Origin of the sequence: Acinetobacter sp. BY419 (assembly GCF_019038395.1) — a bacterium.
In the GTDB taxonomy this organism is placed as follows: domain Bacteria; phylum Pseudomonadota; class Gammaproteobacteria; order Pseudomonadales; family Moraxellaceae; genus Acinetobacter.
The window spans coordinates 19,854-44,539 of sequence record NZ_JAGFXZ010000019.1; the positions used below are offsets into that span (position 1 = coordinate 19,854).

The following is a 24,686-nucleotide window of genomic DNA, read 5'->3' on the forward strand; positions in this document are numbered from 1 at the left end:
GGATCCTTCTTGTTGTTATGCCGTGGTCTTGATCCAGGCCGGGCTTTGTTTGTTTAAAAATGCATTCAGTCCATTTTTTGCCTCATCTCCCTGGCGAACATGGGCAATATGCTGTGCTGTTTTAAGTAGCAGATCTTCGGTCAGAGCTTGCTGGTCAACCAGTTGAATCAGTTGTTTTGAGGAGTTCTGTGCTGCTGGACCACCGAGTAAGAGTGCTTCAACAATCTCATCAATTCTGCTGTCGAGTTGTTCCGGTGGAGTGACTTCATGTGCCAGTCCAATCGTTTTGGCCTGTTCCGCAGAAATTCGCTCGGCCGTCAGGAAATAACGTGAAGCCTGACGGGCACCAATGGCCCGAATTACATACGGGCTGATGGTCGAAGGGGCCAGACCTAAGCGCACTTCGGAGGTAGCAAACTTGGCATCGGTACTGGCCACGCAAATATCACAGGCAGAAGCCAGCCCCATGCCACCGCCAAAAGCAATACCATGTACCCGGGCAATGGTGGGCTGCTTCAAAGTCGCTAGGCTTTGCAGCATTTTCGCCAGTTTTAAAGCATCTGCTTCGTTGTCTGCTTGTGAAGCTTGACCGGCCTGTTTCATCCAGTTCAGGTCAGCACCGGCAGAGAAACTTTTGCCACGCCCAGCCAGAATCACCACACGCACATCATCACGGGTATTTAGGTGTTGAAAGCAGTCTTGTAATTCTTCAATGACCTGAGTATTGAAGGCATTGTGCAATTCAGCACGATTGATCCAGACTGTTGCCACTTGATTCTGCTGTTCGAGCTGTAAAAATTGATATGTCATTTTTGTCACCTCTTACATGCGGAACACGCCAAATTTGGTTGGTTGAATCGGCGCATTCAGGGCTGCAGCTAGACTAAGACCTAACACTTCACGAGTCTGAGCAGGATCAATGACACCGTCATCCCATAAACGCGCTGAAGCATAGTAAGGATGACCTTGGCGTTCGTATTGATCACGAATCGGCTGTTTAAACTGATCTTCTTCTTCTGCAGACCAGTTAGCGCCTTTGCTTTCAATTTGATCACGTTTTAAAGTAGATAATACGCTGGAGGCCTGTTCACCGCCCATCACTGAAATACGCGAGTTTGGCCAGGTCCACATAAAGCGTGGTGAATAAGCGCGACCGCACATACCATAGTTACCGGCACCAAAAGAACCGCCAATTACCAGCGTCAGTTTAGGCACATTGGCATTAGCCACTGCCATCACCAGTTTGGCGCCATTTTTAGCAATGCCTTCATTTTCATATTCGCGTCCCACCATAAAACCGGTGATGTTCTGGATAAACAGCAGGGGAATATTACGCTGACAGCAAAGCTCAATAAAATGTGCACCTTTCTGTGCAGATTCGGAAAACAGGATCCCGTTATTGGCAATAATTCCGACTGGCATGCCGTATAGGCTGGCAAATCCCGTAATCAGCGTGGTACCAAATCGAGCCTTAAATTCGTCAAAACGTGAACCATCGACAATCCGGGCAATCACTTCACGTACATCAAAAGGTTTACGCGAATCTGTTGGTACGATACCGTACAGCTCTGAAGCATCAAACAAAGGTGCTTCCACATGTTCAGGTAATGGATTTGGTTTTTTGTTTAAATTAGCCACTATATTGCGGGCAATTTCCAGGGCATGCTGGTCATTTTCGGCCAGATGATCGGCTACACCTGAGATGCGGGTATGCACATCACCACCACCCAGGTCTTCACTTGAAACGATTTCACCGGTTGCAGCTTTGACTAGAGGCGGACCACCCAGAAAAATGGTTCCCTGATTGCGCACAATAATGGTTTCATCTGACATGGCAGGCACATAGGCACCACCTGCCGTACAACTGCCCATCACCACTGCAATCTGTGCAATGCCTTGGCTCGACATACGCGCCTGATTATAGAAAATACGTCCGAAGTGATCGCGATCCGGGAAGACTTCATCTTGTAGTGGCAAATAGGCACCGCCAGAATCGACCAGATAAATACAAGTCAGATGATTCTGCTCGGCAATTTCCTGGGCACGTAAATGTTTTTTCACGGTCAGCGGATAATAGGTTCCGCCTTTAACCGTAGCGTCATTGGCAATGATCATGCAGGTCACGCCATTTACTTGACCGACACCAGCGACTACACCCGCAGCAGGAACGTCATCCTGATACACCTGATAGGCAGCCAGTTGTCCAATTTCAATAAATGCCGTGCCAGGATCAATCAGATGGTCAATACGTTCTCTTGGTAATAATTTACCGCGATCTAAATGCTTTTGACGGGCAGTTTCACCACCACCCAAGGCGATTTTCTGTACTTTCTGTTTCAGGTCATCGACTAGGGTTAGCATTGCTGTCTGGTTATTTTTAAATTCTTCACTACGAATATTAATTTTGCTTTTTAATCGATTCATGCTGAACATCCCTGTTTATGCTCATGGTTTATTTTTAGGCTGTTTCATTGAACAGTTCGCGGCCAATCAACATACGGCGAATTTCCGATGTGCCTGCACCAATTTCATAAAGTTTGGCATCGCGCCATAAACGCCCTGCAGCAAACTCATTGATATAACCGTTGCCACCCAAGGTCTGAATGGTTTCACCTGCCATCCAGGTGGCTTTTTCAGCTGCATATAAAATTGCGCTGGCTGCGTCTTTGCGTAAGCTGCGGCTATGCTCTGCCTTGTCACATTCTGCGCCAACTGCATACACGAGGGCTTTACAGGCCAGCCAGGTTGAATACATGTCAGCAATTTTGCCTTGCATCAACTGGAATTCACCAAGTGCCTGACCAAACTGTTTACGATCATGAATATATGGAATCACGGTATCCATACAGGCATCCATAATGCCCAGTGGACCAGCACTTAAAACGGCACGTTCATAGTCGAGGCCGCTCATCAGGACTTTGGTGCCGTTGCCGACACCGCCGAGTACGTTTTCTTTGGGTACAGCGACATTGTCAAAAAATAGCGGATAAGTATTTGAACCACGCATGCCGAGTTTGTCTAGGTGCGTACCATGACTGAACCCCGGCATATTTTTCTCGACCAGGAACGCGGTCATGCCTTTGGCACCGGCCTGTAAATCAGTTTTTGCGTATACCACCAGTACATCGGCATCACCGCCATTGGTGATCCACATTTTCGAACCATTCAGCAGGTAATGATCACCTTTGTCTTCCGCTTTCAGTTTCATACTGACGACGTCGGAACCTGCATTTGGCTCGGACATGGCCAATGCACCAACATAGTCACCAGACACCAGTTTTGGTAAGTAGCGCTGTTTCTGTTCTTCAGTACCATTTCGCTTAATCTGGTTCACACATAGGTTAGAATGTGCGCCATATGACAAACCAATGGATGCTGAAGCGCGGGAAATTTCCTGCATGGCAATGATGTGTGCCAGATAACCGAAATTCGAACCGCCATATTCCTCACTGACCGTCAGACCGAGTAGGCCCATATCGCCAAATTTTTTCCAAAGGTGAGCAGGGAATTCATTGTCACGGTCCACTTGTTGAGCAATCGGGGTAATTTCCTTGGCGCAAAATGCCGCCACTGAATCACGAAGTGCAATAAGTGTTTCGTCCAAACCGAAATCCAAGCTTTGTAAATTCATTGATCATCCATCCTATGGTTCTATTTGTTGTATCCAAAAAAGCATTTTTGTTGTGCTTGTTATTTAACATACATCGAAAATTTAAAAAAGTGAATCAATATTCACAAAATGATTTACAATTCATTTTATCTTGTTGAGATTAATTTTATGAGTTATAAAAGATCATCATTGATGCAGGAACGAATGGAACAAAATCGCCTGGCGATTTTGCAATCTGCTCGTGAGCTGATTACTCAAGGGGGCTTTAAAGAGGCGTCGATTCAAGCGATTGCAGAACGCGTAGGCGTTTCTACAGGCTTGGTGTATCGATATTTCGAAAATAAAAATCAGATTTTGATTGAGGTTTTGTCGGAAGCGATTCGGCTTGAGATTGAAATTTTAAATCATATTGCCGCTTCGGATTTATCGCCAAAACAGAAATTGCAAAAATCTGTTACAACTTTTGTGAAACGAGCTATGAATAGCCCCCAATTAGCGTATTCACTGATGTTTGAACCGGTCGATCCGGAAATGGAACATGAGCGTTTTCGCAGTAAACAGCTGATCAAACAAAGCATTAAGGAAATTTTGGCTGAAGGAAAAGTCAATGGCGAGTTTGAGTTTGAAGATTTAAATACCGTAGCGCTGGGCGTGGTTGGTGCTATGACCTTTGTGGTAATTGAACCTTTGAATCCGTCTCGTAATGTCATGTTTGATCAAAATTATAAGGAACACTTTGTCAAACAGATTGCCGATTTTTGTGTCAATGCAGTACGTCGACAGGAGGGAGTAGCAGGAGCATAAAACACAAAAAACAGGCAGGAAGACAGGGTTGTCGTTGTCAAAAAACAATTAATAGAGTTGAAAATCAGAATTACAAAGAATCAAGGAGATCGATTCAATGACACAAGTACGGTTAAGCTATGCCTATGGAACAAGCAGTCAACCCTTATTGGGCATGACTATTGGTGAAAAATTTGATCAGGCATGCGAACAGTACGCACATTCTGATGCAATCGTCAGCTTGCATCAGAATGTGCGTCTGACCTATCAGCAGCTGCAACAGCAAGTGAATGCTTTTGCCTGCAGTTTGCAGAAACTGGGCCTGGAAAAAGGTGACCGTCTGGCCATCTGGTCGCCGAACTGTGTGGAATGGACCATTACCCAGTTTGCCGCATTTAAGGCCGGGATTATTCTGGTAAATCTGAATCCAGCCTATAAAAGTAATGAGCTGGAATATGTCTTAAACAAGGTCTCCTGTAAGGGACTGGTGATTGCTGCTCAGTTTAAAACTACTGACTATCAGGAAATCCTGAGCAAAATTGCGCCCGAGCTAACGCAGACTGAAAATAAATTACTCAATGCAGAGCGACTGCCACATTTAAAACATGTGATTAAAATCGATGATCAAGAACATACCGGTCTACATCGTTTCCAAGACTTATTGCTTGAACCGAGCGCCAAAGCCGTAGAAAAATTACAGCAAGTTTCGAGTGAATTACAGTTTGATGAAACCATCAATATCCAGTTTACCTCGGGTACAACGGGCAATCCGAAAGGTACCATGTTGACCCATAATAATATTTTAAATAATGGCTATTTTGTCGGTGAGGCCATTCATTTAAGTCCAGAAGATCGGGTTTGTATTTCAGTACCACTCTTCCACTGCTTTGGTATGGTGATGGGGAATCTGGCCTGTATCACGCATGGCTCGACTATGGTCTATCCATCGGCGGTATTTAATCCGCTGGAAACTCTAAAAGCCATTCAGCAGGAAAAATGTACTGCGGCTTATGGGGTGCCGACCATGTTTATTGCCATTCTTGAGCATGAACAGTTTGATGAGTTTGACCTGTCCAGTTTGCGTACCGGCATTATGGCGGGTAGCCCATGTCCGCAGGAGATCATGCAGCGCGTGATTGAACGGATGCATATGTCCGAAATCACCATCTGCTATGGCATGACTGAAACCGCACCGGTCAGTGCACAGAGTTCGACCGCAGACAGTGTCGAGCGTCGGGTGAGCACCGTGGGTCGGGTGCATCCGCATCTTGAAGTTAAAATTGTCGATGAAGAGGGCAAGGTTGTACCGCGCGGGCAACTCGGTGAGCTGTGTGTGCGTGGTTATTCGGTGATGCTCGGTTATTGGGAAGATCAGGACAAAACTACGGAAGTGATTGATACAGCACGCTGGATGCATACCGGTGATATTGCTGAAATGGATGATGAAGGCTTTGTCAAAATCAAGGGGCGAATCAAGGATGTGGTAATTCGTGGCGGTGAAAATCTGTTCCCTAAAGAAATTGAAGACTTCCTTTATACCCACTCGGCGGTTTCAGATGTCCAGGTCATTGGTGTACCAGACCATAAATATGGTGAAGAACTTTGTGCCTGCATTATTTTGCATGAAAACGATCCATGTACTGAAGAGGCAATTCGCCAATACTGTGCCGAGCATATCTCACACAATAAAGTGCCACGTTATGTGCGTTTCTTCCAAGAGTTCCCGATGACAGCTTCTGGCAAGGCGCAGAAGTTTAAATTGCGTGAATTTATGCGTGAAGAACTCAACTTAAAAGAAATCGCATAATTTGTATTGATTTAATTATCAAATAGGGTCAAGAAAAAAGCAGTTTTTAATGCTTGCACTGCATCAATTTTAATGATGTTTTTAATATCAACGTGCAGGCCTTTCTTACTTTTGATGGGCCAAAAGTAAGAAAGGCCCTTTATTTTGCTGAAGAGACTTCCATGTCTCTCAGCAAAATGGCGACCTCCATGTCGCCTGTCATGTGATTAGATTGAGACGAATAATTCGAAAAACGATCAGAAGCTTTATAGGCTTTTCGATTTCTGCATTTACATTTAAAAAGATCACCCAGGCCAGTATCTTAAAAGGTGAAATTTAGAGTAAAAATATGGCAAAAGATTTTCAGAGTGAAGAAGTGGTTGCCGGATATGACACCCATATTCGCAAATTGATTCCAGGTTATGAACTGGTTCATCAGCAGATTGATGCCATTCTAATGACCCATTTACCCGAAACAGCACATATTCTGATTGTAGGTTGTGGGACGGGGTATGAGCTTTCTTATTTATTACAGCGGCATCCACAATGGTACTTTACCGCTATTGATCCCTCGCACACGATGCTGGAGCAGGCGCAGAAAAATATTGAGTCATGTAATGGTAAAGAGCGTGTTCAGTTTATTCAGGCAGATACGCAAAACTTAAATCAAGATCATCAGTTCGATGCGGCTCTTGCCATTTTGGTGGCGCATTTTATTCCCCAAGCACACAAAACGGATTTTTTTCAGGATATTTGCCAGAGCTTAAAGCCAAAGGGTTTTTTACTCACCTATGATCTGATGCAGCATGAAGATGCAACTGAATTGAAAGTTATGCAGCAACTGGCACAGCATACCGGCTTAAATGCGAAACAAAGTGAAAGAATGATTGAGCAATTAGAGCAAGATTTTCATTTAATCTCCGGCCAAGATTTAACAGCGCTTTTAACCAAAGTCGGATTTAAACGTAGCATAATTTACTGTCAAATCATGAATTATTATGGTTTTTTAATACACAAGTAAGTATATCCATCTTAAAAATTAATTTTAGATTTCAAAAGAAAATTCAAGGAAGTGTACAAAACAATGTCGGCCTATTATCGTTTCATCAATCGTGAACAGCATGTAGATGGCAGCAGCACTGCTTATTATGAATCCAATATTCATGCACAAGGAGCCTGGAATCCGCATGAGCAGCATATGGCGCCCGCGACTGGCATTATCTGTGCAGAACTGGAACAGTTTCAGCCACGTACAGAGATGCGGATTGGTCGGGTAAGCCTGGATATATTTGGACTGATTGCATTTGGTGAATTTTCAATTACCACGCGTATGATTCGTCCGGGCAAGACCATCGAGCTGATTGAAGCGGAAATGTGCGCTAACGGTAAAACCTGTATTGTGGCACGTGCCTGGAAAATGATGACTTCCGATACTCGTGCGATTGCCGGTCTGGAAGACTTTCCTGTTCAGCATCCTGAAGACCTGCCGGTTTGGGAGGGGATGCGTTGCTGGCCGGGTGGTTATATTCAGAGTATTGAAACTCGCGCACATGTCGATCATCGGGCTGGGAAAGGAATTGTTTGGCTCAGAAATTCGCTGGACATGGTGGAAGGTCAGCCAACGACAGATTTTAGCCATTTGCTTGGTATGGTTGATACAGCCAATGGCATCGTGCCGCGTCAGAATCCGAATGCCGGATGGGGATTCCCGAATCTGGACTTGCAGATTCATATGTACCGTCTGCCGCAAGGTGAGTGGCTAGGACTGGAAGTGGTACAGCAATATGGTGAAGATGGTATCGGCCTGACCAGTGGTATTTTGCATGATATACATGGGCCTTTTGGCCGAAGTGAACAGATTTTAACCTTGCGTAAATTCTAAAAACTGCACCAAAAAAAAGACGAATTGCTTCGTCCTTTTTTTATTGGCATGCTGTGCACAATTCATCAGGAAGACCAACAAGATGCGGATCAGTATCATCGGGGCAGGGCGAGTGGCTTATCATCTTGCCTGCGTATTATCAGCTCAACACGATATTGTGCAGATTTATAGCCGAACCCTGGGAAAAGCCCAGCAACTGGCGGAACAATGTCAGGCACAGGCAGTCGCCAGAGCTGAGGAGCTATCGGATCATGTCGATCTGGTGATTATTGCCGTTAGTGACCAGTCTATTGCTAGCGTGATTGAACAGATTCATCCGTATTTGCCGCATAACCTGATCGTGCATACCTCTGGTAGTACCCATCTCAATGTACTGAAAAAAGTGCATGTGCGTGTAGGCGTATTTTATCCTCTACAAACCTTTAGTCTGGAACGCCAGATTGATTGGCAGCAGACGCCGTTGTTTATTGAAGCGGTGCATGAGCAGGACCAAGCCCTGTTATCAGAATTAGCAAATAGCCTAAGCTATCGTGTGTATGCTTATAATTCCAGTCAACGTCTCAGCTTGCATCTGGCTGCGGTATTTGCCTGTAACTTTAGCAATTATTGTTATGACATGGCCAAGCAGGTGGTAGATGCCGAACAGGTCGATTTTAGCCTGTTGTATCCCTTGATGCTGGAAACAGCCAATAAAGCCACTCAAAATGATCCAAAACAGATGCAGACCGGCCCAGCGATGCGGGGTGACCGGAATATTCTCAGCATGCATCAGGCGATGCTCGAGCAATCGCAACGTGGTGATCTGGTGGAAGTGTATGCTTTGCTGAGCCAGCAAATTCTTAAGCGTCATCAGAAATAAAAGGCTATTTTTCTTTTTAAGCTCTGATTAACGGCACAGGGCTTTTCAGCATATTTTAGAGCTTAACGACAAATTTTCCCCATAAAAAAGCGCTGATCAGGTCAGCGCTTTTGTGAGTCTCAGATCAAGAAATCTTTTTAAAGATAAAGTCATTAATCTTGTGACCGGCTTCAATCCCGCGACGCTCAAACTTGGTTTGCGGACGCCAGTCCGGACGTGGGTAGCTGTTGCCTTTACCCGCTATATTTTCCAGACGTGGACGTTCTTCCAGAACTTCAAGCATCCATTCTGCATAGGGTTCCCAGTCAGTCGCTGCATGGAAAGTGCCGCCCAGCTCCAGCTTTTGCTCAACCAATGGCATACGGTCATGAGATACAAAACGGCGCTTGAAATGACGCTTTTTCTGCCATGGATCAGGGAAGTACAATTGCACGGTATTAATGCTATTGTCTGGCATTTCACGCAGCACCTGAATCGCATCGGCATCCAGAACACGTAAGTTGGTTACACCAGCCATACCTGCTTCATAGACACACTGTGCAATGCCGGGTACATGCACTTCAATTCCGACAAAGTTGCGCTCAGGATTGGCTTTGGCCATTAGTACTAGGGAACGCCCCATACCAAAACCAATCTCTACAGTGAGAGGGCGCTCTGGATGTTCAAAATGCTGGCGCAAATCGCCAACCGGATATTCCAAAATTAAGTGACCATATTGTTCAAGCGCAGTACGTTGAGAGGTGTTTAGCGGCATTGAGCGGCGCATAAACGTCACGATTTCACGGTGCTCGCTTAAGTTTTCCAGCTCTACGACTTGCTGGTCTAATTGATCGTTCGACATAACTTTGGCAAATCTAAAAATTCAGAATGCGGTATTTTAAGTCCTGAGCCGAGCAAGTCAAACTTTTCTCGGTATTTCTCCATAAAAATCGGCAAGATCTTCTAGATAAAATAAAAGAGCCTATTGAGGCTCTTTTATCAGTTATCGTGCATCAGCTACTAAAACGGTCAATCAGTGTGCTACTGGCCTCATTTAAACCGATCACCGTTACCTCTATGCCTTGCGCTTTGAACTTCTGGATCACATTATTCAGCATGTTCACTGAAGTCACATCCCAGATATGCGCGTGGGTCAGGTCCAGCTCAACATGCTCAAGTTTTTCTTTAAAATCAAAGAACTGATAAAATTTTTCTGAACTGCTAAAGAAAATCTGTCCGGAAATAACATAGCTGCGTGAATGAGCAGAGTTCAGATGTGTATAGACATGTACAGTTCTTTCCAGTTTATTGATAAAAAACAGGGCAGAGAGCAGCACGCCGACAAATACACCGAGTGCCAGATTATGCGTTGCCAGTACAACAATAATCACGGCAATCATCGAGGTATTAAATTCCAGCGGATGTTTATTGAACTGCTTGATTGCACCCCATTGAAATGTAGTCAAGGACACCATAATCATAATCGCAACCAAAGCCGCCATCGGAATATAAGCCAGCCAGTCTTTCAGGAATACCACCAGGCAGAGTAAAAAGACTCCTGCAACCAGAGTTGAAAGCCGAGTTCGTGCGCCTGAAGAGACATTGATAATGGATTGGCCAATCATGGCACAACCGGCCATCCCGCCCATAAAGCCACTGACGATATTGGCCATACCCTGACCGCGACATTCCTGATGCCGATCACCTTCAGTGCCGGTTACCTCATCAATCACGGTGGTGGTCATCATGCTTTCCAGCAAACCGACAGTTGCCAGTGTCAAGGAGTAAGGCAGGATAATCTGCAAGGTATCCAGATTCAGCGGAATCTCTGGAAGCAGAAATACGGGTAAAGTATCGGGAAATTGTCCCAGATCACTTACGGTACGCATATCTGCACCCAAGAAGAGCGCCAGGCCGCTGAGTACGATAATACAAATCAGGGGCGAGGGAATGGCTTTGCCAATTTTAGGCACATAGGGAAACACATAGATAATCGCCAGACCCAGTGCAATAAATAGATAACCGGTGCTATCCATCTGGCTCATTTCAGGAATTTGTGCCACAAAAATCAGAATCGCCAATGCATTTAAAAATCCATAGACTACAGCCTGTGACACAAAACGCATCAGTTTGGCCACTTTAAAATAACCGGCAATGACCTGAATGATTCCGGTCAGAATCGTGGCAGCCAGCAGATATTGCAGACCATGCTCCTTGACCAGCGTAATCATCAAAAGTGCCATAGCACCTGTAGCCGCAGAAATCATGGCAGGCCGGCCGCCAAAAAAGGCAATTGATACTGCAATACAGAAAGAGGCATATAAACCGACTTGCGGATCGACACCGGCAATCGCAGAGAAGGCGATTGATTCAGGAATCAGGGCAAGTCCCACCACCAGACCTGCTAGTACATCTGTCCGGATATTGGAAAACCATTCTTCTTTTTTCAGGCTAATCACGAAAAATCATCTAAATGTGGAAAACCTGCGTATCTTAAACAGATACAGATAAAAATCTACACAAGATTGACTTGCAAAAGCCCGAAATATCCTGAATATTGAATGAGTAAGTGTCCTGAGATGACAGTTACGCTTTTTTGCAATTTACAGGTTTGATCACTTGAAAGTTTGTCAGAAGCGATTTAAAACATTGAGAAGTGTATAACAAGGATCAGAAATGAAGCTTTACTATTCGCCAGGTGCATGCTCACTGGCAGCTCATATTATCTTAAATGAAATTAATGTTGATTTTGATTTGGAACGTGTTGATTTAAAAACACATAAAACAGAAAAAGGTACGGATTATTACGAGATTAATCCTAAGGGTTATGTGCCAGCGCTAGAGATCAACCCTGGTCTGATCCTGACAGAAAATGTTGCAATTCTACCGTTTCTTGCTCAACACGATCCAAAACAAGATCTGATTCCACCATCGGGCATGGGACGTGCCAAAGTGCTGGAGTGGTTAGGTTATCTGAATTCGGAATTGCATGATGCCTATGCGGTGTTCTTTGGTGACAAGTTATCTGATGATGAAAAGAAAAAGGCCTATGCAGAAATTGACCATTTATTAAATTATATCGATAAAGCCATTGGTGAATCAGACAATGATTATCTGGTCGATGATAACTTTGGCCCTGCAGATGCTTATCTGTTTGTACTAACCAACTGGTCGAACCAGATTGGGCATGACCTGAGTCCTTATACGAATATTATTCATATCCGCAATAAAGTGGCAGAACGTCAGTCTGTGCAAATTGCTATGCGTGATGAAGGTCTGATTCCTTGATCAAGAGCAAAAATAAAGGACTCGATTGAGTCCTTTATTTTTGCTCTTCAAACTTTATTTAAAGAAATAACCTGTTTCCGGTGAGCTGGCATTGGCCATACGCTTACGCGGCATACGACCTGCAAGGAAGGCTTCACGCCCGGCTTCTACCGCTTTTTTCATCGCAGAGGCCATCAATACCGGGTTTTGCGCTGCCGCAATGGCTGTATTCATTAGTACACCATCACAACCCAGTTCCATCGCAATCGCTGCATCACTTGCAGTACCTACACCGGCATCGACCAGGACAGGCACTTTGGCATTTTCCTTAATGATTGACAGGGTATGTGGGTTTAGAATGCCCAGTCCTGAGCCAATCAGGCTGCCCAAAGGCATAATGGCGACACAGCCCATGCTTTCCAGTTCTTGCGCCACGATCGGATCATCCGACGTATAAACCATGATTTCAAAGCCATCGTCAATTAAGGTACGCGCAGCTTTGAGTGTTTCAGTCACATTCGGATAAAGTGTTTTTTCATCACCCAAAACTTCAAGTTTGACCAGATTGTGGCCATCCAGCAGCTCACGTGCCAGCATGCAGGTACGAACGGCACTATTGGCATCGAAACAACCTGCAGTATTGGGCAAAATGGTATATTTTTCCGGAGGAATCACTGACAGCAGATTCGGCTGATCCGGATGTTGTCCGATATTGACCCGACGAATGGCCACAGTGACAATCTCTGCGCCACTGGTTTCAATGGCCTGCCGGGTTTCATTTAAATCTTTGTATTTGCCTGTGCCTACCAGAAGGCGAGACTGGAATTGGCGTGAACCAATCTGTAATAAATCTTGCATAATTGTCCCGAATATCAGCCGCCACCGACTGCGTGAATAATTTCTATTTTGTCTGTATCGCAAATCGGCGTATCGCCTAATCTGCTTTTAGGAATAATTATTTCATTTACTTCAACTGCAAAACGCTTACCCTCAAGCGCCATACTCTGAATCAGTTCCAGCAGATTCTTGCAGTGAGTTTCCTGTACTTCACCATTGATGTAAATCATCATTCCAGCCACCCTCCATGATTCAGTGATGTTCATACTTATCTGGCGTATTTTAAAGCATTCCAGGCCAGAATTAACCATCCGGCAATCATTAAAGCACCGCCAATGGGTGTAATAGCACCTAAACCGCGGGGTAAACCTAAGGCCATGATATACAGTGAGCCAGAGAATAATAAAATCCCGGCCTGAATCAGCCCAAAGCTCCACTGAATGGGCAGTGCAGGGATGACTTTCGCCAGCAGGGAAAGGATCAGTAATCCTAAGGCATGATAGAAAAAATAATCTGTTGCCGTTTGCCACCAGCCAAGCTGTACTTCAGTCGCACGCGCTTTTAAACCATGGGCACCAAAGGCACCGAGCATGACTGCAAGTGCCAAATTGAGTGCTGAAATCGCAATCCACATTTGAATTGATCTTCCTGATAAACTTTACGCTCAACCTTAGCATAAATTCAAAATGCGGACATAAAAAAGCCTTCATCAAGGAAGGCTTTTTTGAAGTAAATCAGTAACAAAATTTGGTGTTAATTGGATGACATCGCCACTTTAATTTTTTCCATGGCATTTTTTTCCAGCTGACGAATACGTTCTGCAGAAACATTATATTCAGCTGCAAGTTCATGCAGGGTCGATTTCTCGTCATCTAGCCAGCGGCGCTGCAAGATATTGCGTGAACGGTCATCCAGCTGATCCATGGCTTCGTGCAGGGCAGAGGTACTTTGTTCCTCATAGTCTTCATTTTCAATCAGACGCGCCGGATCATAACGGTTATCTTCAAGATATAACGCTGGTGCAACATGGGTTGAACCTTCATCATCGTCATCACTTGAGGCATCGAAAGCAGCATCATAAGCTGTCAGACGGCCTTCCATCTCCAGAACTTGTTCTGGGGTGACATTTAAATCATTGGCAATCGACTGGGCTTCTGCGAGCGTCAGCTTTTTCGATGATTTTTTCAGGCTACGCAGATTAAAAAACAGTTTGCGTTGCGCTTTGGTGGTAGCAATTTTTACAATACGCCAGTTACGGATTACGTATTCATGAATTTCCGCTTTGATCCAGTGCACGGCAAATGACACCAAACGTACGCCCATGTTCGGGTCAAAACGTTTTACAGCTTTCATCAAACCCAGGTTGCCTTCCTGAATCAGGTCGCCTTGTGGCAGACCATAACCTGCATAACTACGTGCAATATGCACCACAAAACGCAAGTGTGACATGACCAGCATTTTTGCAGCTTCTAAATCCTGGTCATGGTAATAGCGTTCTGCCAACTCTTTTTCTTGTTCGGCCGTTAAAATCGGAATCTGATTGACAGTGCTGATATAAGCACCGAGGTTGACACCTGGCGCCGATAATGACAGGGGCATCAACTGATTGCGGCTGTCACTCATGTGTTCTCCTTGAAGTGAGGGATAACCCTAAACTAGGTTTTATCTTAATCCAATCTCTCCGCAAATAATGGATATTTGGGTAGAGAAATGTAAAAAATTATACGAAATAGAAGAGAAGCAGTTTAATTGAAAATTTTTAAGATTCAATCAAGTAGTGATACTCTGTATCAGAAATTTTTTTAAATTCAAACTTAAGCTGATGCAGCTGGCAATAACGGCTGACATCTGTCTGACTATGCGGATCAGATGATTTGAGCAGGAATATTTTCTGATTCCGTGCCTTTAGTGCACGCTTTAACATCAAGAGCGGCATCGGACACGGTTTTCCCATGGCATCTATAAGGCTGAATAGCGCTGGATCTTCGGACATTGCGGTTTTGTTTAGCGAGTAGAACAGCTATAAATAATAGCAAATATGATGCCAGAACCAAACCGGTTTAATAAAAAATGAGATGTAAATGACTTTATGAAGTCTTTTGACAATTTTGATTAAAAAAATAACTAAATCAAACAGAACATGCTAAAAAAAATCTATTAATTGTGATAAACCCATGTTAAGCTCGTTGCGTATTTGGGACTTTGAATAAACAAAGTGATTGTTTTTCATCCTATTACATAAATGGATGTAACCGGGATTTTGTTGATAGTTTTACAGAATGATTACAAGCTTAAAAATAATATTTTCAAACTTGTTTGCTCTGCTGTTTGCAACACCGGATGGTCCTTCTTTTAGTTTCAATGAGGATTAACTTATGACAGCTACTCGCGAACAAGGCGTAGTTAAGTGGTTTAACGACACTAAAGGCTTCGGCTTTATTCAACGTAACGGCGGCGATGACGTATTCGTTCATTTCCGTGCTATCCAAGGTGACGGTCACCGTTCACTTCGTGATGGCCAACGTGTTGAATTCAGTGTTGTTAAAGGCCAAAAAGGCTTCCAAGCAGAAGAAGTTCAACCATTAGATTAATCTTCGGATTAAGCTAAAAAGAAAACGCTCCAATATAATTTGGGGCGTTTTTTGTTTATACTATCTCTATCTTAGTGATTATCCAATTAGAGCACCGCTTTATGTCATCTGGTTTTGAAACCTTAAATTTACACCCCAATCTACAAAAAGCGATTGATGCTTTAGGCTTTACCACCATGACGCCTATCCAGCAGAAGGTTTTAAAATTCACGCTGGCAGGACATGATGCAATTGGCCGTGCACAGACAGGTACAGGTAAAACTGCCGCCTTTTTAATTAGTATCATGAATGACCTGTTGAATAATCCGATTCAGGAACAGCGTTATCGTGGTGAACCGCGTGCCCTGATTCTGGCACCGACCCGTGAACTGGCATTGCAAATTGAAAGCGATGCACAGCATCTGGCGAAATATGCGGGTCTACATGTAGTGACCTTGCTAGGCGGTGTGGATTTTGACAAACAAAAAAATCAACTGAATAAAGCGCCTGTCGATATTATCGTCGCGACACCAGGTCGTTTGATTGACTTTGTTGAGCAAAAAGAAGTCTGGCTCGATCAAATTGAATTTTTAGTAATTGATGAAGCAGACCGTCTACTCGATATGGGTTTCATTCCCTCGGTTAAGCGGATTGTACGTTTCTCGCCACGTAAAGAGCAGCGCCAGACTTTAATGTTCTCTGCAACATTTAGCTATGATGTGTTAAATCTTGCGCAACAATGGCTATTTGAGCCGGTTACAGTTGAAATTGAACCGAAAAAGAAAACCAATGCTGATGTTGAGCAACGGGTTTATATGGTGGCAAAATCAGATAAATATAAACTGCTGCAAGAAATTTTGCGTGATGAACCAATTGAGAAAGTCATGATTTTCGCTAACCGCCGAGATCAGGTGCGCAAACTCTATGATCATTTAAAACGGGATGGTTATAAAGTGGTGATGTTGTCTGGTGAAATTGCGCAAGATAAACGCACGAAAATGTTAGATCAATTTAAAAATGGTCAGCATAATATTATGATTGCGACTGATGTGGCAGGGCGTGGTATCCATGTAGATAATGTGTCACATGTGATAAATTTTACCTTGCCAGAACATTCGGATGATTATGTACATCGTATTGGTCGTACAGGACGTGCCGGTGCGCAAGGTGTGAGTATCAGCTTCTTGTCTGAGGATGATGCGTTCTATCTTCCAGAAATTGAAAAAGCCATTGGTCAAAAATTGCCTTTAACCCGCATGGAAGGTTACTGCTAAGCCAGACCAAAAAAACCGCTCTTCAAGAGCGGTTTTTTATTGTGCCATGCTTCAAGGCTTATTTAGCCTGACAGCGGAATGTGAGTACAGTCTGATAATCGTCATTCTGGTTCAAACCGGTATTGGTCCCTGCGATATTGCCAAGGACGGTGGCTGCTGCCTGAATCATCTGGCCGGTCTGTTCATCGACCACACCTTTTAAGGCACCATTGTAGGCCGTCTTTTCATCCACAATAATCGGGGTTGATCTAGAGCCACAGGCTTTATTGGCTGCAATAATCGCGTTGTTTTTTGAAGTCAGTTGGTTTTTACCTAATCCGGTCACTTCAAACTGGTTGTTTTCCTTTTGTATTGCCAATGCAGTCGGGTTTGATGCGCAAGCAGTAAGCAATAAGGCAGAAATAGCTAATCCGCTGAAAGCAATTGTTTTTTTCATCATGAAATCTCACATAATTCACATTGTGCTTATTTCAACACAGCAAGCAGCGCAGATTTTGTAGCTGTTGTATAGGTTTGGCAATTTTTAGTATATCTCTATGGGACTTAAGTGAAAAATAGAGTGGTGCAGGATTAAAAAACCACGCAACTTCATTTTTTAAGATGTTTCAATCAGGCGGAATCGTGATGAAGTTTCTAGCGTATTTTTCGTTGAATATGCTAATCTTGAGTATGGTTATTAAGTGTAGATATACAAGGCAATGACGGAATCTGTGATTGACATCGTTCATCAAAATATTCACCAACGGCAATCGATTGGTCATCTGCTGGCACCGGCACCGAATGCAGAACAACTGGAAAAAGCCTTTCAGGCGGCATTAACTGCCCCCGATCATCATCGACTCAAACCTACCACGTTTGTCGTGATTCCAGATGAGCAGCGTGAAGCCTTTGGAGAATTATTGTCGCAGGCACTCGTCGATTTAGGTGAAACTGAAACAGCTCAGATTGAGCGGGTTAAGAATCATCCATTTCGTGCGCCCTTACTGGTTCTTGCCTTAACCCGTTTGCAGGATCACCCTAAAGTTCCGCATTTTGAGCAAATTCTCAGTTCAGGTGCAGCTATTCAAAATTTTCTGCTGTCACTCCAGGTGCAGGGTTTCTCGACCATGTGGCGCAGTGGCGCTGTAGTCGAGTCTGGCCTGTTTAAGCAGGCATTGGGAATTTCAAAAGACGACCTGGTCTCGGGGATTATTTATATTGGTACTGCAGCAAAAGCAATTCCAGCGCGCGCAGAGATTCAAACCAGTGATTTTGTAAGTTATTGGAATCAGAACAGCTAGTTTGTACGGTATAACAGGATATTAAAAAATAAGATGTCAGAATTAAATTTTTCAGAGCTGGTAGAGCCAGTTGCGGTTGATCATAAAACAGCTTTAAGAGTAACGGTATTGGGTGGGGGTAGTTTTGGTACTGCAATGGCCAATACCGCAGTGCGTAATGGTTGCAATACCATGATCTGGATTCGTGACGAAGCAGCTGCGGCAGATATTAATGCTACGCATATCAATAAACGCTATCTGCCAGATTTTCAGTTAGAAAAAGATCTGCTGGCTGTTTCAGACCTGGAACAGGCAGTACGCAATCGCGATATTATTTTAGTGGCGATTCCGAGTCATTCCTTCCGGGAAGTCCTGCAGCAAATTAAACCTTTTATCACGTCGCAGGCGGTAATCTCCCTGACCAAAGGGATTGAAGCACTGACCTTCAGCTTTATGAGCGATATTATTCGCGAAGAATTGCCGGAAGTGCCTTATGGTGTGTTATCAGGACCTAATCTGGCTAAAGAGATCGTAGCAGGTCAGCCGGCGGGAACAGTGATAGCCAGTCATTCTGAACTGGTACGTTATGCAGTACAGCAAGCCTTACATAGTGCCTTGTTCCGTGTGTTTGCCAGTGATGATGTGAATGGCGTAGAACTCGGTGGTGCATTAAAAAATATTTATGCTGTGGCGATGGGTATGGCAGCAGCGTATAACGTGGGTGAAAATACCAAGAGTATGATTCTGACCCGTGCTTTGGCCGAAATGAGCCGTTTTGCGGTAAGACTCGGTGCCAATCCGCTGACATTCCTTGGGCTTTCAGGTGTCGGTGACTTATTTGCAACTTGTAACAGTCCACTCAGCCGGAATTACCAAGTCGGTTATGCACTTGGTAAAGGTAAAACGCTGGTGCAGGCCACCACTGAACTGGGTCAAACTGCAGAAGGGATCAATACCATTGTACAGGTCAAGGCACGCTCTGAGGAACTCGGTGTGTATATGCCGATTACCTCTGCCTTGTATGATGTGATTTTTGAAGGTGCACCGCCACTCAATATTGCATTGTCATTAATGAAAAATGGTCATCGTAGCGATGTCGAATTTGTCTTGCCACATCATCAAGTCTGATCTATAACAAATGGACTGTCTGCAGATTGTCATATCCGCTGCTTATCATGCAGGTAAAAGAATATAAGGAAATCAAATGCAACTGACTTTAGTTCGACATGGTGAGGCTGCTCCACCGGTCAATGGTAATGATACCAAACGTCCACTGACGGAGCGTGGTCATCAACAGGCTGAGCAAACGGCGCAGTTCCTGAAAGAACTGATTAAGCCTGAAGTATTTGTGGTGAGTCCGTTATTGCGTGCGCAGGAAACCTTGGCACATTTGCAGCAGTATTTTAAGGATGTGCCGGTGGTCATCTGTAATACGATTAAACCCGATGATGATGCCAAAGTCGCAGTGGAATGGTTGTCACAACTGCCTTATGAGTCGATTGCAGTAGTATGTCATATGAATGTGGTGGCACATATTTCTTCCATTCTGCTGGCTGAATCTTTTCATCCCTATGCATTGGCAGAAGCACGTGTTTATGATCAGGCAGTGATTGCACCGGGCTTATCCACACAGATTAAAAGCTTTATTCCTACACTATAAAAAATTAATTAAAATGGCAGAACACAATCAATGTTGTATTTATGGATGCCAGAAGCCGATGGGGTTTGGCAATGGTCAACTGGGGAATTCTGGAATGCAGCAGCCACACTTGAGCAGCTGATTCAGGATATACAAGAGCAGCAAAGTGAAGAGGCGGTGGTGTTTTTTCCGAGCCGTCATGTGCAAATTTTGCAGCAGACCTTGCCCAAGAGCCAGTATAAGAAAATGGGCAATGATGGCATTAAATATTTGCTTGAAGAATACGTGGTGCTGCCTGTAGATGCCATGAAAGTGCTGCATCATTTTCAGCAACCGGATCAGATCACGATTATGGGGATTGCGAATTCCACTCTGGAGACTTTGCAGCATTCTCTCAACCTGATTCCAGTCAAGGTGGCAGCTTTATTGCCGGACTTTTTGGTGTTGCCGATTCCTGATGCCAATCAGCGGGTGATTGCCCAAATCGGTGGGCGTTTGCTGGTGCGTGAATCAGAATATATGGGCCAGTCGCTGGATGATCTGAGTCTTTATCTGGATTATCAGCCCCCGGGTCTCAGCTATAAGGTAAGCAATCTGAGCCAGGAACAGTTGCGGAGTCTTGAAGCCCTCACCACCCAGGAGCAACTGGAGTCTTTCCAGTATAGTATTCCTGTACTGAAAAAACCGAAACAGCATCCTTTTAACGTCCTGCCTAAAGCAAAATCTGATGCTGCTATCTCAGGTTACTGGAAAGCCTGTGCAGCAGTTTTTCTGGGTATTCTGGTGGTGCAGTTTAGTTATGATGCAGTACGCTGGTATCAGTATAAGAAAGTGGCGGATCAGACCGCTATGCAGGCCATCGACCAGTTTAAATACTGGTTTGGTCAAAACTATCCGGTCACCGAGCAGAATATAAAAAGTCAGTTTGAGGGACAATTGCGTCAAAGCCAGATCGCAGATACGCGTGCATTACAGTTGATTAGTCAGGTGGGGCCGGTCTTGATGCAGAACCAGATTGTGGCACAGCGGGTAAATTATGATGCTTCTGTGCTGAATATGGAGCTCAAGGCTAATTCATCAGACGCGCTAAATGCACTGACCAAGCAATTGAACCAGCAGGGCTTTAAGGTGGAGCTGGGGAATATTCAGGCCAGCGGAACAGGTGCCATCGGACTGGTGAGGATCCAATAATGAAAGCCATTGAAGCGCTACAAAATCGTATGGATCAGTCTTTCGAAAAACTGAGTGATTATCTGGACAGCCTGTCGACACGTGAGCGTGTACTGGTAATTTTTACCACTATTTTTGTGATTGTGGCTACAGTCAGTTCTGCACTCTGGTATATGCATCAGGCGGCAGATACTCAGCAGAAACGTTTAAATCAGCTAAAAGATACCATTGTCTGGATGCAAAGTAATGCAGTGACCATGAAGCCGGCTGGAGATATACAGCTGGATGCTGCTGAGAAAGTCCAGCGGGCTGCACAGCAGCAAGGACTGTCGGTGGCTTCACAGCAAATGGAAGGAAAAATTCAATTGGCAGTCATGCATGAAAATTATGCAGTGCTGGCAAATTTCCTGACGCAACTGGCACAAATGGGGCTAAGTATCGAGAAAATGGAATTAAATAATGAGGCTGGACAGATTAAATTAACTGCGATCATACAGTAAGCGGTAAAAATAAAGATTTGCAAAGCATGGTTTTTTTGTCAGCCTATGCCTATAATATGCCGACTTAAAAAGCAGTAGACTTTTCTGGATATGTTGTATTCTCTAGCCCGCCCTTTGTTGTTTTCTTTAGCACCAGAGCGTGCACATGAGCTGACATTATCACTATTGAAATCATCCCATAAAATGGGCTTGATGCGTCAAAATGTTGCTGCGAAACCTGTGACCTGTATGGGAATCGAATTTCCCAATCCGGTAGGTCTTGCGGCAGGTTTAGACAAAAATGGTGCTTATATTGACGCCCTTGCCAGTCAAGGTTTTGGTTTTATTGAAATTGGTACCATTACCCCACGACCGCAAGCCGGTAATCCTCATCCACGTTTATTCCGTTTGCCGCAGGCCAAAGCCATTATTAACCGTATGGGCTTTAATAATGATGGTGTGGATCAGCTGGTTGAAAATGTCAAGGCTGCAAAATTCAAAGGTATTCTCGGCATCAATATCGGTAAAAACGCTGATACTCCGGTAGAAAAAGCAGCAGATGATTACCTCATCTGTTTAGAAAAAGTCTACAATTATGCTTCTTATATTACCGTCAACATTTCTTCTCCCAATACTAAAAACCTGCGCAGCCTGCAAAGTGGTGATGCACTCACCGAACTGCTGGAAACGCTGAAAAACCGTCAGCTTGAATTGGCTCAGGAATACCAGCATTATGTACCTTTGGTACTCAAAGTGGCGCCTGATCTGAGTAACAGCGATATTGCCTTTATTGCCAAGCAGTTATTGCAATTCAAGATCGATGGCCTGATCGTGACCAATACCACACTGTCACGTGAAGGGGTGGAAGGTCTGGCGCATGCAGAGGAAGCAGGTGGTTTGTCCGGTGCACCGGTATTTGAGAAAAGTACTGCGTGTCTAGCTGCATTTGCTGCGGTATTAAAAGGACAAATTCCATTGATTGGTGTGGGTGGTATTCTTTCAGGTGCAGATGCTGTTGCCAAGAAGCAGGCAGGTGCCAGCCTTGTACAAGTTTATAGTGGTCTCATCTATACTGGACCTAAACTTGTAAAAGATTGTGTAGACGCACTTTAAATCCTATGAATGTCATTGATATCTTTCTGCTGATTATCTTGCTCATTGGAGGGCTCAACGGTTTGCGTCAAGGATTTATTAAAGCCTTTGCGAACTTAGTGGGATGGATCTTTGCCCTGATTGTTGCGGCAAAATATTCAACGCTACTTGCGCCGTCGATGGTTGCTCTGAGTACAGATCCAGTCGTACAAAAGATAGCAGCCTTCGCCTTTATCGTCCTGTTGATTGTGGTTCTGACCTGGATCGTCACTGCGCTTTTAAACCGTATTTTAAAGAGTCTTAAACTGGGTCCGCTTAACCGTCTGGCGGGTGGTGTCTTCGGTAGCCTGAAAGGTTTGCTGATTGTATTGATTACCATGCAGGGGATTGGCCCGTGGGTAGAAAGCTCGCCGCACTGGAAACAGTCCAAGTTTATTCAAGCCTTATTGCCTTATGCGCCTTGGGCGACTCAAATGTCGAAAGACGCCGCGAATGGCGCACTACAACATATCAAGCCTGAAGGGGCATCGAAACCTTCAGCGGTATCATCTGAAACATCTTCCAAATCTGGAGCTGCAGATGAGTCTACAAATAATCCTTTTTATTAATCCTAGCTTGTCTGCGAGGTTGCTATGTGTGGAGTAGTTGGTATAGCTGGTAAATCACCCGTTAACCAAATGTTGTTTGATGCATTAACGATGTTACAACATCGTGGACAAGATGCAGCTGGGATCGTGACATGTGATGAAGGACGTTTATTTCTGCGCAAAGACAATGGGATGGTACGTGACGTATTTCATACCCGTCATATGCGTGCCTTGAAAGGAAATTACGGTATTGGTCATGTGCGTTATCCAACAGCCGGTTCATCGAGCAGTGCAGAAGCACAGCCATTTTATGTGAACTCACCGTATGGAATTACCTTGGCGCATAACGGTAACCTGACCAATGCCGAAGAAATTCATGATGATCTGTTCAAAACTGACTTGCGTCATATGAACACGGATTCTGATTCAGAAGTACTGCTAAACGTGTTGGCGCATGAATTGCAAAAACATGGCAAATTGGTGCCAACTTCAGAAGATATTTTCCATGCGGTAACACGTGTGCATGAGCGTTGTAAAGGCGCTTATGGCGTGGTAGCGATGATTACCGGACAGGGTCTGGTGGGCTTCCGTGATCCAAACGGTATTCGTCCATTGATCTATGGTTCACGTGAAACTGAACAGGGTATGGAGTATATCATTGCCTCTGAATCGGTCGCGATTACTGCGCTGGGCTTTAAGGTGGAGCGTGATATTCAGCCGGGCGAAGCAATATTTATTGATTTGGAAGGTAATTTCTTTACCAAGCAATGTGCAGTAAATGCTAAGTATCGTCCTTGTATTTTTGAATATGTTTATTTTGCCCGTCCGGATGCCATTATTGATGGAATCTCGGTGTATAAAGCACGTTTGAAAATGGGTGAAAAGCTGGCGCAAAAAATTCTGCGCGAGTGGGGGGAAGAGCATGATATCGATGTGGTGATTCCGATTCCGGATACCTCACGTACTTCGGCCCTAGAACTTGCCAATATGCTGGGTGTGAAATTCCGTGAAGGTTTCATGAAAAACCGTTATATCGGGCGTACCTTTATTATGCCAGGTCAACAATTGCGTGAAAAATCGGTGCGTCAAAAACTAAACCCGGTTGAGCTTGAGTTCAAAGGTAAAAATGTACTCTTGGTAGATGATTCGATTGTACGGGGCACCACCTGTAATGAAATTATCCAGATGGCGCGTGATTCTGGCGCGAAAAAAGTATTTTTTGCTTCTGCCGCCCCGATGGTCAAATATCCAAACGTCTACGGTATTGATATGCCGGCGAAATCTGAATTGATTGCCTCGGAACGCAGCGTTGAAGAAATCCGTGAAATTATTGGTGCTGACCGTTTGATTTTCCAGGATCTGGAAGATTTGAAAGATGCGGTAAGAACCACCAAAGTACCGGACGTGAAAGACTTTGACTGTTCAGTCTTTGATGGTATCTATGTTTCGGGTGGTATTGATGCGCAATATCTAGATGATCTACAGCAAAAACGTAGTGACAGCGCCATGAAAGAAAGCAGCTATATTGATGTCAATATTGATGCAGCTTCAGTAGATTTGACTGGCGTACGTGAAGTTTAAGCAGTTAAAATCGTTATGAAAAAGCGGGAATT

Annotated in this window: 27 protein-coding genes; 16 read left to right on the forward strand and 11 right to left on the reverse strand. The window is 44.3% G+C overall.

What is annotated here, in order from left to right:
- Positions 1-15 precede the first annotated feature (15 nt).
- The 3 genes from KUG37_RS08855 to KUG37_RS08865 are packed head-to-tail and all read right to left on the reverse strand — an operon-like array spanning position 16 to position 3,631.
- The gene (locus tag KUG37_RS08855) at positions 16-810 is read right to left on the reverse strand and encodes an enoyl-CoA hydratase/isomerase family protein (RefSeq protein WP_216934331.1); all 795 of its coding nucleotides are present in this window, start codon (positions 808-810) and stop codon (positions 16-18) included.
- A gap of 12 nt (positions 811-822) precedes the next feature.
- The gene (locus KUG37_RS08860; RefSeq protein WP_216934330.1) at positions 823-2,424 is read right to left on the reverse strand and encodes a carboxyl transferase domain-containing protein; all 1,602 of its coding nucleotides are present in this window, start codon (positions 2,422-2,424) and stop codon (positions 823-825) included.
- A 34-nt stretch (positions 2,425-2,458) separates the two neighbouring features.
- Complete coding sequence (locus tag KUG37_RS08865) at positions 2,459-3,631, reverse strand: isovaleryl-CoA dehydrogenase (protein WP_216934329.1); 1,173 nt, start codon at positions 3,629-3,631, stop codon at positions 2,459-2,461.
- A 147-nt stretch (positions 3,632-3,778) separates the two neighbouring features.
- On the opposite strand from KUG37_RS08865, the gene KUG37_RS08870 reads away from it, so the two are divergent.
- The 5 genes from KUG37_RS08870 (at position 3,779) to KUG37_RS08890 (ending at position 8,920) form a co-directional block, all read left to right on the forward strand.
- Positions 3,779-4,414, forward strand: a complete 636-nt coding sequence (locus tag KUG37_RS08870; RefSeq protein ID WP_216934328.1) for a TetR/AcrR family transcriptional regulator — start codon at positions 3,779-3,781, stop codon at positions 4,412-4,414.
- A gap of 97 nt (positions 4,415-4,511) precedes the next feature.
- Positions 4,512-6,200, forward strand: coding sequence for an AMP-binding protein (locus KUG37_RS08875; RefSeq protein WP_216934327.1), 1,689 nt, complete (start codon positions 4,512-4,514; stop codon positions 6,198-6,200).
- 328 nt (positions 6,201-6,528) lie between these two features.
- Positions 6,529-7,200: a class I SAM-dependent methyltransferase gene (locus tag KUG37_RS08880; protein WP_216940374.1), complete on the forward strand. Its 672-nt coding sequence runs from the start codon at positions 6,529-6,531 to the stop codon at positions 7,198-7,200.
- A 63-nt stretch (positions 7,201-7,263) separates the two neighbouring features.
- Entirely contained in the window at positions 7,264-8,061 is a 798-nt protein-coding gene (locus tag KUG37_RS08885; protein ID WP_216934325.1) for a thioesterase family protein, read from the forward strand.
- Positions 8,062-8,125: 64 nt separating this feature from the next.
- A complete protein-coding gene (locus tag KUG37_RS08890) occupies positions 8,126-8,920 on the forward strand; it encodes a Rossmann-like and DUF2520 domain-containing protein (RefSeq protein ID WP_367947470.1) in 795 nt (264 codons plus the stop codon).
- Positions 8,921-9,044: 124 nt separating this feature from the next.
- Here the strand turns inward: KUG37_RS08890 and trmB are convergent, their stop codons facing one another.
- Both trmB and KUG37_RS08900 read right to left on the reverse strand, forming a co-directional pair.
- Positions 9,045-9,761 (reverse strand): tRNA (guanosine(46)-N7)-methyltransferase TrmB, encoded by a 717-nt coding sequence (gene trmB / locus KUG37_RS08895; protein ID WP_216934322.1) that lies wholly within the window; start codon positions 9,759-9,761, stop codon positions 9,045-9,047.
- Between the two features lie 151 nt (positions 9,762-9,912).
- Positions 9,913-11,358, reverse strand: coding sequence for a SulP family inorganic anion transporter (locus KUG37_RS08900; RefSeq protein WP_216934320.1), 1,446 nt, complete (start codon positions 11,356-11,358; stop codon positions 9,913-9,915).
- Positions 11,359-11,575: 217 nt separating this feature from the next.
- Here KUG37_RS08900 and KUG37_RS08905 point away from each other — a divergent pair, with 217 nt between their 5' ends.
- On the forward strand, positions 11,576-12,187 hold the full coding sequence (locus KUG37_RS08905) for a glutathione binding-like protein (RefSeq protein WP_216934318.1): 612 nt from the start codon (positions 11,576-11,578) through the stop codon (positions 12,185-12,187).
- A 54-nt stretch (positions 12,188-12,241) separates the two neighbouring features.
- Here the strand turns inward: KUG37_RS08905 and KUG37_RS08910 are convergent, their stop codons facing one another.
- The 5 genes from KUG37_RS08910 to KUG37_RS08930 all read right to left on the reverse strand — a co-directional run bounded on the left by KUG37_RS08910 (position 12,242) and on the right by KUG37_RS08930 (position 14,996).
- Positions 12,242-13,024, reverse strand: coding sequence for a thiazole synthase (locus tag KUG37_RS08910; protein ID WP_216934317.1), 783 nt, complete (start codon positions 13,022-13,024; stop codon positions 12,242-12,244).
- A gap of 14 nt (positions 13,025-13,038) precedes the next feature.
- Positions 13,039-13,236, reverse strand: coding sequence for a sulfur carrier protein ThiS (gene thiS / locus KUG37_RS08915; protein ID WP_216934315.1), 198 nt, complete (start codon positions 13,234-13,236; stop codon positions 13,039-13,041).
- Positions 13,237-13,271: 35 nt separating this feature from the next.
- Positions 13,272-13,637, reverse strand: coding sequence for a DUF423 domain-containing protein (locus KUG37_RS08920; RefSeq protein WP_216934313.1), 366 nt, complete (start codon positions 13,635-13,637; stop codon positions 13,272-13,274).
- Between the two features lie 119 nt (positions 13,638-13,756).
- On the reverse strand, positions 13,757-14,626 hold the full coding sequence (gene rpoH / locus KUG37_RS08925; RefSeq protein ID WP_216934311.1) for an RNA polymerase sigma factor RpoH: 870 nt from the start codon (positions 14,624-14,626) through the stop codon (positions 13,757-13,759).
- A 136-nt stretch (positions 14,627-14,762) separates the two neighbouring features.
- A complete protein-coding gene (locus tag KUG37_RS08930) occupies positions 14,763-14,996 on the reverse strand; it encodes a sulfurtransferase TusA family protein (protein ID WP_216934309.1) in 234 nt (77 codons plus the stop codon).
- 382 nt (positions 14,997-15,378) lie between these two features.
- On the opposite strand from KUG37_RS08930, the gene KUG37_RS08935 reads away from it, so the two are divergent.
- Positions 15,379-15,594 carry a cold-shock protein gene (locus KUG37_RS08935; protein WP_216934307.1) on the forward strand — a complete coding sequence of 72 codons (216 nt, stop codon included), beginning with the start codon at positions 15,379-15,381 and terminating at the stop codon, positions 15,592-15,594.
- A 101-nt stretch (positions 15,595-15,695) separates the two neighbouring features.
- A complete protein-coding gene (gene rhlB, locus KUG37_RS08940) occupies positions 15,696-16,847 on the forward strand; it encodes an ATP-dependent RNA helicase RhlB (protein WP_216934305.1) in 1,152 nt (383 codons plus the stop codon).
- Between the two features lie 58 nt (positions 16,848-16,905).
- On the opposite strand, the gene KUG37_RS08945 is transcribed toward rhlB, so the two are convergent.
- Entirely contained in the window at positions 16,906-17,286 is a 381-nt protein-coding gene (locus KUG37_RS08945; RefSeq protein ID WP_216934303.1) for a hypothetical protein, read from the reverse strand.
- 259 nt (positions 17,287-17,545) lie between these two features.
- On the opposite strand from KUG37_RS08945, the gene KUG37_RS08950 reads away from it, so the two are divergent.
- The 8 genes from KUG37_RS08950 (at position 17,546) to purF (ending at position 24,654) form a co-directional block, all read left to right on the forward strand.
- Entirely contained in the window at positions 17,546-18,127 is a 582-nt protein-coding gene (locus KUG37_RS08950) for a nitroreductase family protein (RefSeq protein WP_216934302.1), read from the forward strand.
- Between the two features lie 33 nt (positions 18,128-18,160).
- Entirely contained in the window at positions 18,161-19,234 is a 1,074-nt protein-coding gene (locus KUG37_RS08955) for an NAD(P)H-dependent glycerol-3-phosphate dehydrogenase (RefSeq protein WP_216934301.1), read from the forward strand.
- A gap of 76 nt (positions 19,235-19,310) precedes the next feature.
- A complete protein-coding gene (sixA, locus tag KUG37_RS08960; RefSeq protein ID WP_216934300.1) occupies positions 19,311-19,766 on the forward strand; it encodes a phosphohistidine phosphatase SixA in 456 nt (151 codons plus the stop codon).
- 30 nt (positions 19,767-19,796) lie between these two features.
- Entirely contained in the window at positions 19,797-20,936 is a 1,140-nt protein-coding gene (gene gspL / locus KUG37_RS08965; RefSeq protein ID WP_216934299.1) for a type II secretion system protein GspL, read from the forward strand.
- Positions 20,936-21,415: a type II secretion system protein GspM gene (gene gspM / locus KUG37_RS08970; protein ID WP_216934298.1), complete on the forward strand. Its 480-nt coding sequence runs from the start codon at positions 20,936-20,938 to the stop codon at positions 21,413-21,415. The genes gspL and gspM overlap by 1 nt, the downstream gene beginning before the upstream one ends.
- Positions 21,416-21,505: 90 nt before the next feature.
- Positions 21,506-22,507, forward strand: a complete 1,002-nt coding sequence (locus tag KUG37_RS08975; RefSeq protein WP_216934297.1) for a quinone-dependent dihydroorotate dehydrogenase — start codon at positions 21,506-21,508, stop codon at positions 22,505-22,507.
- Positions 22,508-22,512: 5 nt separating this feature from the next.
- Positions 22,513-23,094: a CvpA family protein gene (locus KUG37_RS08980; protein ID WP_216934296.1), complete on the forward strand. Its 582-nt coding sequence runs from the start codon at positions 22,513-22,515 to the stop codon at positions 23,092-23,094.
- 24 nt (positions 23,095-23,118) lie between these two features.
- Positions 23,119-24,654 (forward strand): amidophosphoribosyltransferase, encoded by a 1,536-nt coding sequence (gene purF, locus KUG37_RS08985; protein WP_216934295.1) that lies wholly within the window; start codon positions 23,119-23,121, stop codon positions 24,652-24,654.
- Positions 24,655-24,686 lie beyond the last annotated feature (32 nt).

What these genes read in the sequence shown, in the direction of transcription:
- KUG37_RS08975 (WP_216934297.1), top strand. Translation starts at nt 21,506, where the DNA reads ATGTTGTATTCTCTAGCCCGCCCTTTGTTGTTTTCTTTAGCACCAGAG.
- KUG37_RS08875 (WP_216934327.1), top strand. Translation starts at nt 4,512, where the DNA reads ATGACACAAGTACGGTTAAGCTATGCCTATGGAACAAGCAGTCAACCC.
- thiS (WP_216934315.1), bottom strand. Translation starts at nt 13,236, where the DNA reads ATGATGATTTACATCAATGGTGAAGTACAGGAAACTCACTGCAAGAAT.
- KUG37_RS08955 (WP_216934301.1), top strand. Translation starts at nt 18,161, where the DNA reads ATGTCAGAATTAAATTTTTCAGAGCTGGTAGAGCCAGTTGCGGTTGAT.
- gspL (WP_216934299.1), top strand. Translation starts at nt 19,797, where the DNA reads ATGTTGTATTTATGGATGCCAGAAGCCGATGGGGTTTGGCAATGGTCA.
- rhlB (WP_216934305.1), top strand. Translation starts at nt 15,696, where the DNA reads ATGTCATCTGGTTTTGAAACCTTAAATTTACACCCCAATCTACAAAAA.
- KUG37_RS08880 (WP_216940374.1), top strand. Translation starts at nt 6,529, where the DNA reads ATGGCAAAAGATTTTCAGAGTGAAGAAGTGGTTGCCGGATATGACACC.
- KUG37_RS08950 (WP_216934302.1), top strand. Translation starts at nt 17,546, where the DNA reads ATGACGGAATCTGTGATTGACATCGTTCATCAAAATATTCACCAACGG.
- sixA (WP_216934300.1), top strand. Translation starts at nt 19,311, where the DNA reads ATGCAACTGACTTTAGTTCGACATGGTGAGGCTGCTCCACCGGTCAAT.
- KUG37_RS08885 (WP_216934325.1), top strand. Translation starts at nt 7,264, where the DNA reads ATGTCGGCCTATTATCGTTTCATCAATCGTGAACAGCATGTAGATGGC.
- KUG37_RS08910 (WP_216934317.1), bottom strand. Translation starts at nt 13,024, where the DNA reads ATGCAAGATTTATTACAGATTGGTTCACGCCAATTCCAGTCTCGCCTT.
- trmB (WP_216934322.1), bottom strand. Translation starts at nt 9,761, where the DNA reads ATGTCGAACGATCAATTAGACCAGCAAGTCGTAGAGCTGGAAAACTTA.
- KUG37_RS08860 (WP_216934330.1), bottom strand. Translation starts at nt 2,424, where the DNA reads ATGAATCGATTAAAAAGCAAAATTAATATTCGTAGTGAAGAATTTAAA.
- KUG37_RS08920 (WP_216934313.1), bottom strand. Translation starts at nt 13,637, where the DNA reads ATGTGGATTGCGATTTCAGCACTCAATTTGGCACTTGCAGTCATGCTC.
- KUG37_RS08855 (WP_216934331.1), bottom strand. Translation starts at nt 810, where the DNA reads ATGACATATCAATTTTTACAGCTCGAACAGCAGAATCAAGTGGCAACA.
- KUG37_RS08980 (WP_216934296.1), top strand. Translation starts at nt 22,513, where the DNA reads ATGAATGTCATTGATATCTTTCTGCTGATTATCTTGCTCATTGGAGGG.
- KUG37_RS08870 (WP_216934328.1), top strand. Translation starts at nt 3,779, where the DNA reads ATGAGTTATAAAAGATCATCATTGATGCAGGAACGAATGGAACAAAAT.
- rpoH (WP_216934311.1), bottom strand. Translation starts at nt 14,626, where the DNA reads ATGAGTGACAGCCGCAATCAGTTGATGCCCCTGTCATTATCGGCGCCA.
- KUG37_RS08935 (WP_216934307.1), top strand. Translation starts at nt 15,379, where the DNA reads ATGACAGCTACTCGCGAACAAGGCGTAGTTAAGTGGTTTAACGACACT.
- gspM (WP_216934298.1), top strand. Translation starts at nt 20,936, where the DNA reads ATGAAAGCCATTGAAGCGCTACAAAATCGTATGGATCAGTCTTTCGAA.
- KUG37_RS08865 (WP_216934329.1), bottom strand. Translation starts at nt 3,631, where the DNA reads ATGAATTTACAAAGCTTGGATTTCGGTTTGGACGAAACACTTATTGCA.
- KUG37_RS08905 (WP_216934318.1), top strand. Translation starts at nt 11,576, where the DNA reads ATGAAGCTTTACTATTCGCCAGGTGCATGCTCACTGGCAGCTCATATT.
- purF (WP_216934295.1), top strand. Translation starts at nt 23,119, where the DNA reads ATGTGTGGAGTAGTTGGTATAGCTGGTAAATCACCCGTTAACCAAATG.
- KUG37_RS08945 (WP_216934303.1), bottom strand. Translation starts at nt 17,286, where the DNA reads ATGATGAAAAAAACAATTGCTTTCAGCGGATTAGCTATTTCTGCCTTA.
- KUG37_RS08930 (WP_216934309.1), bottom strand. Translation starts at nt 14,996, where the DNA reads ATGTCCGAAGATCCAGCGCTATTCAGCCTTATAGATGCCATGGGAAAA.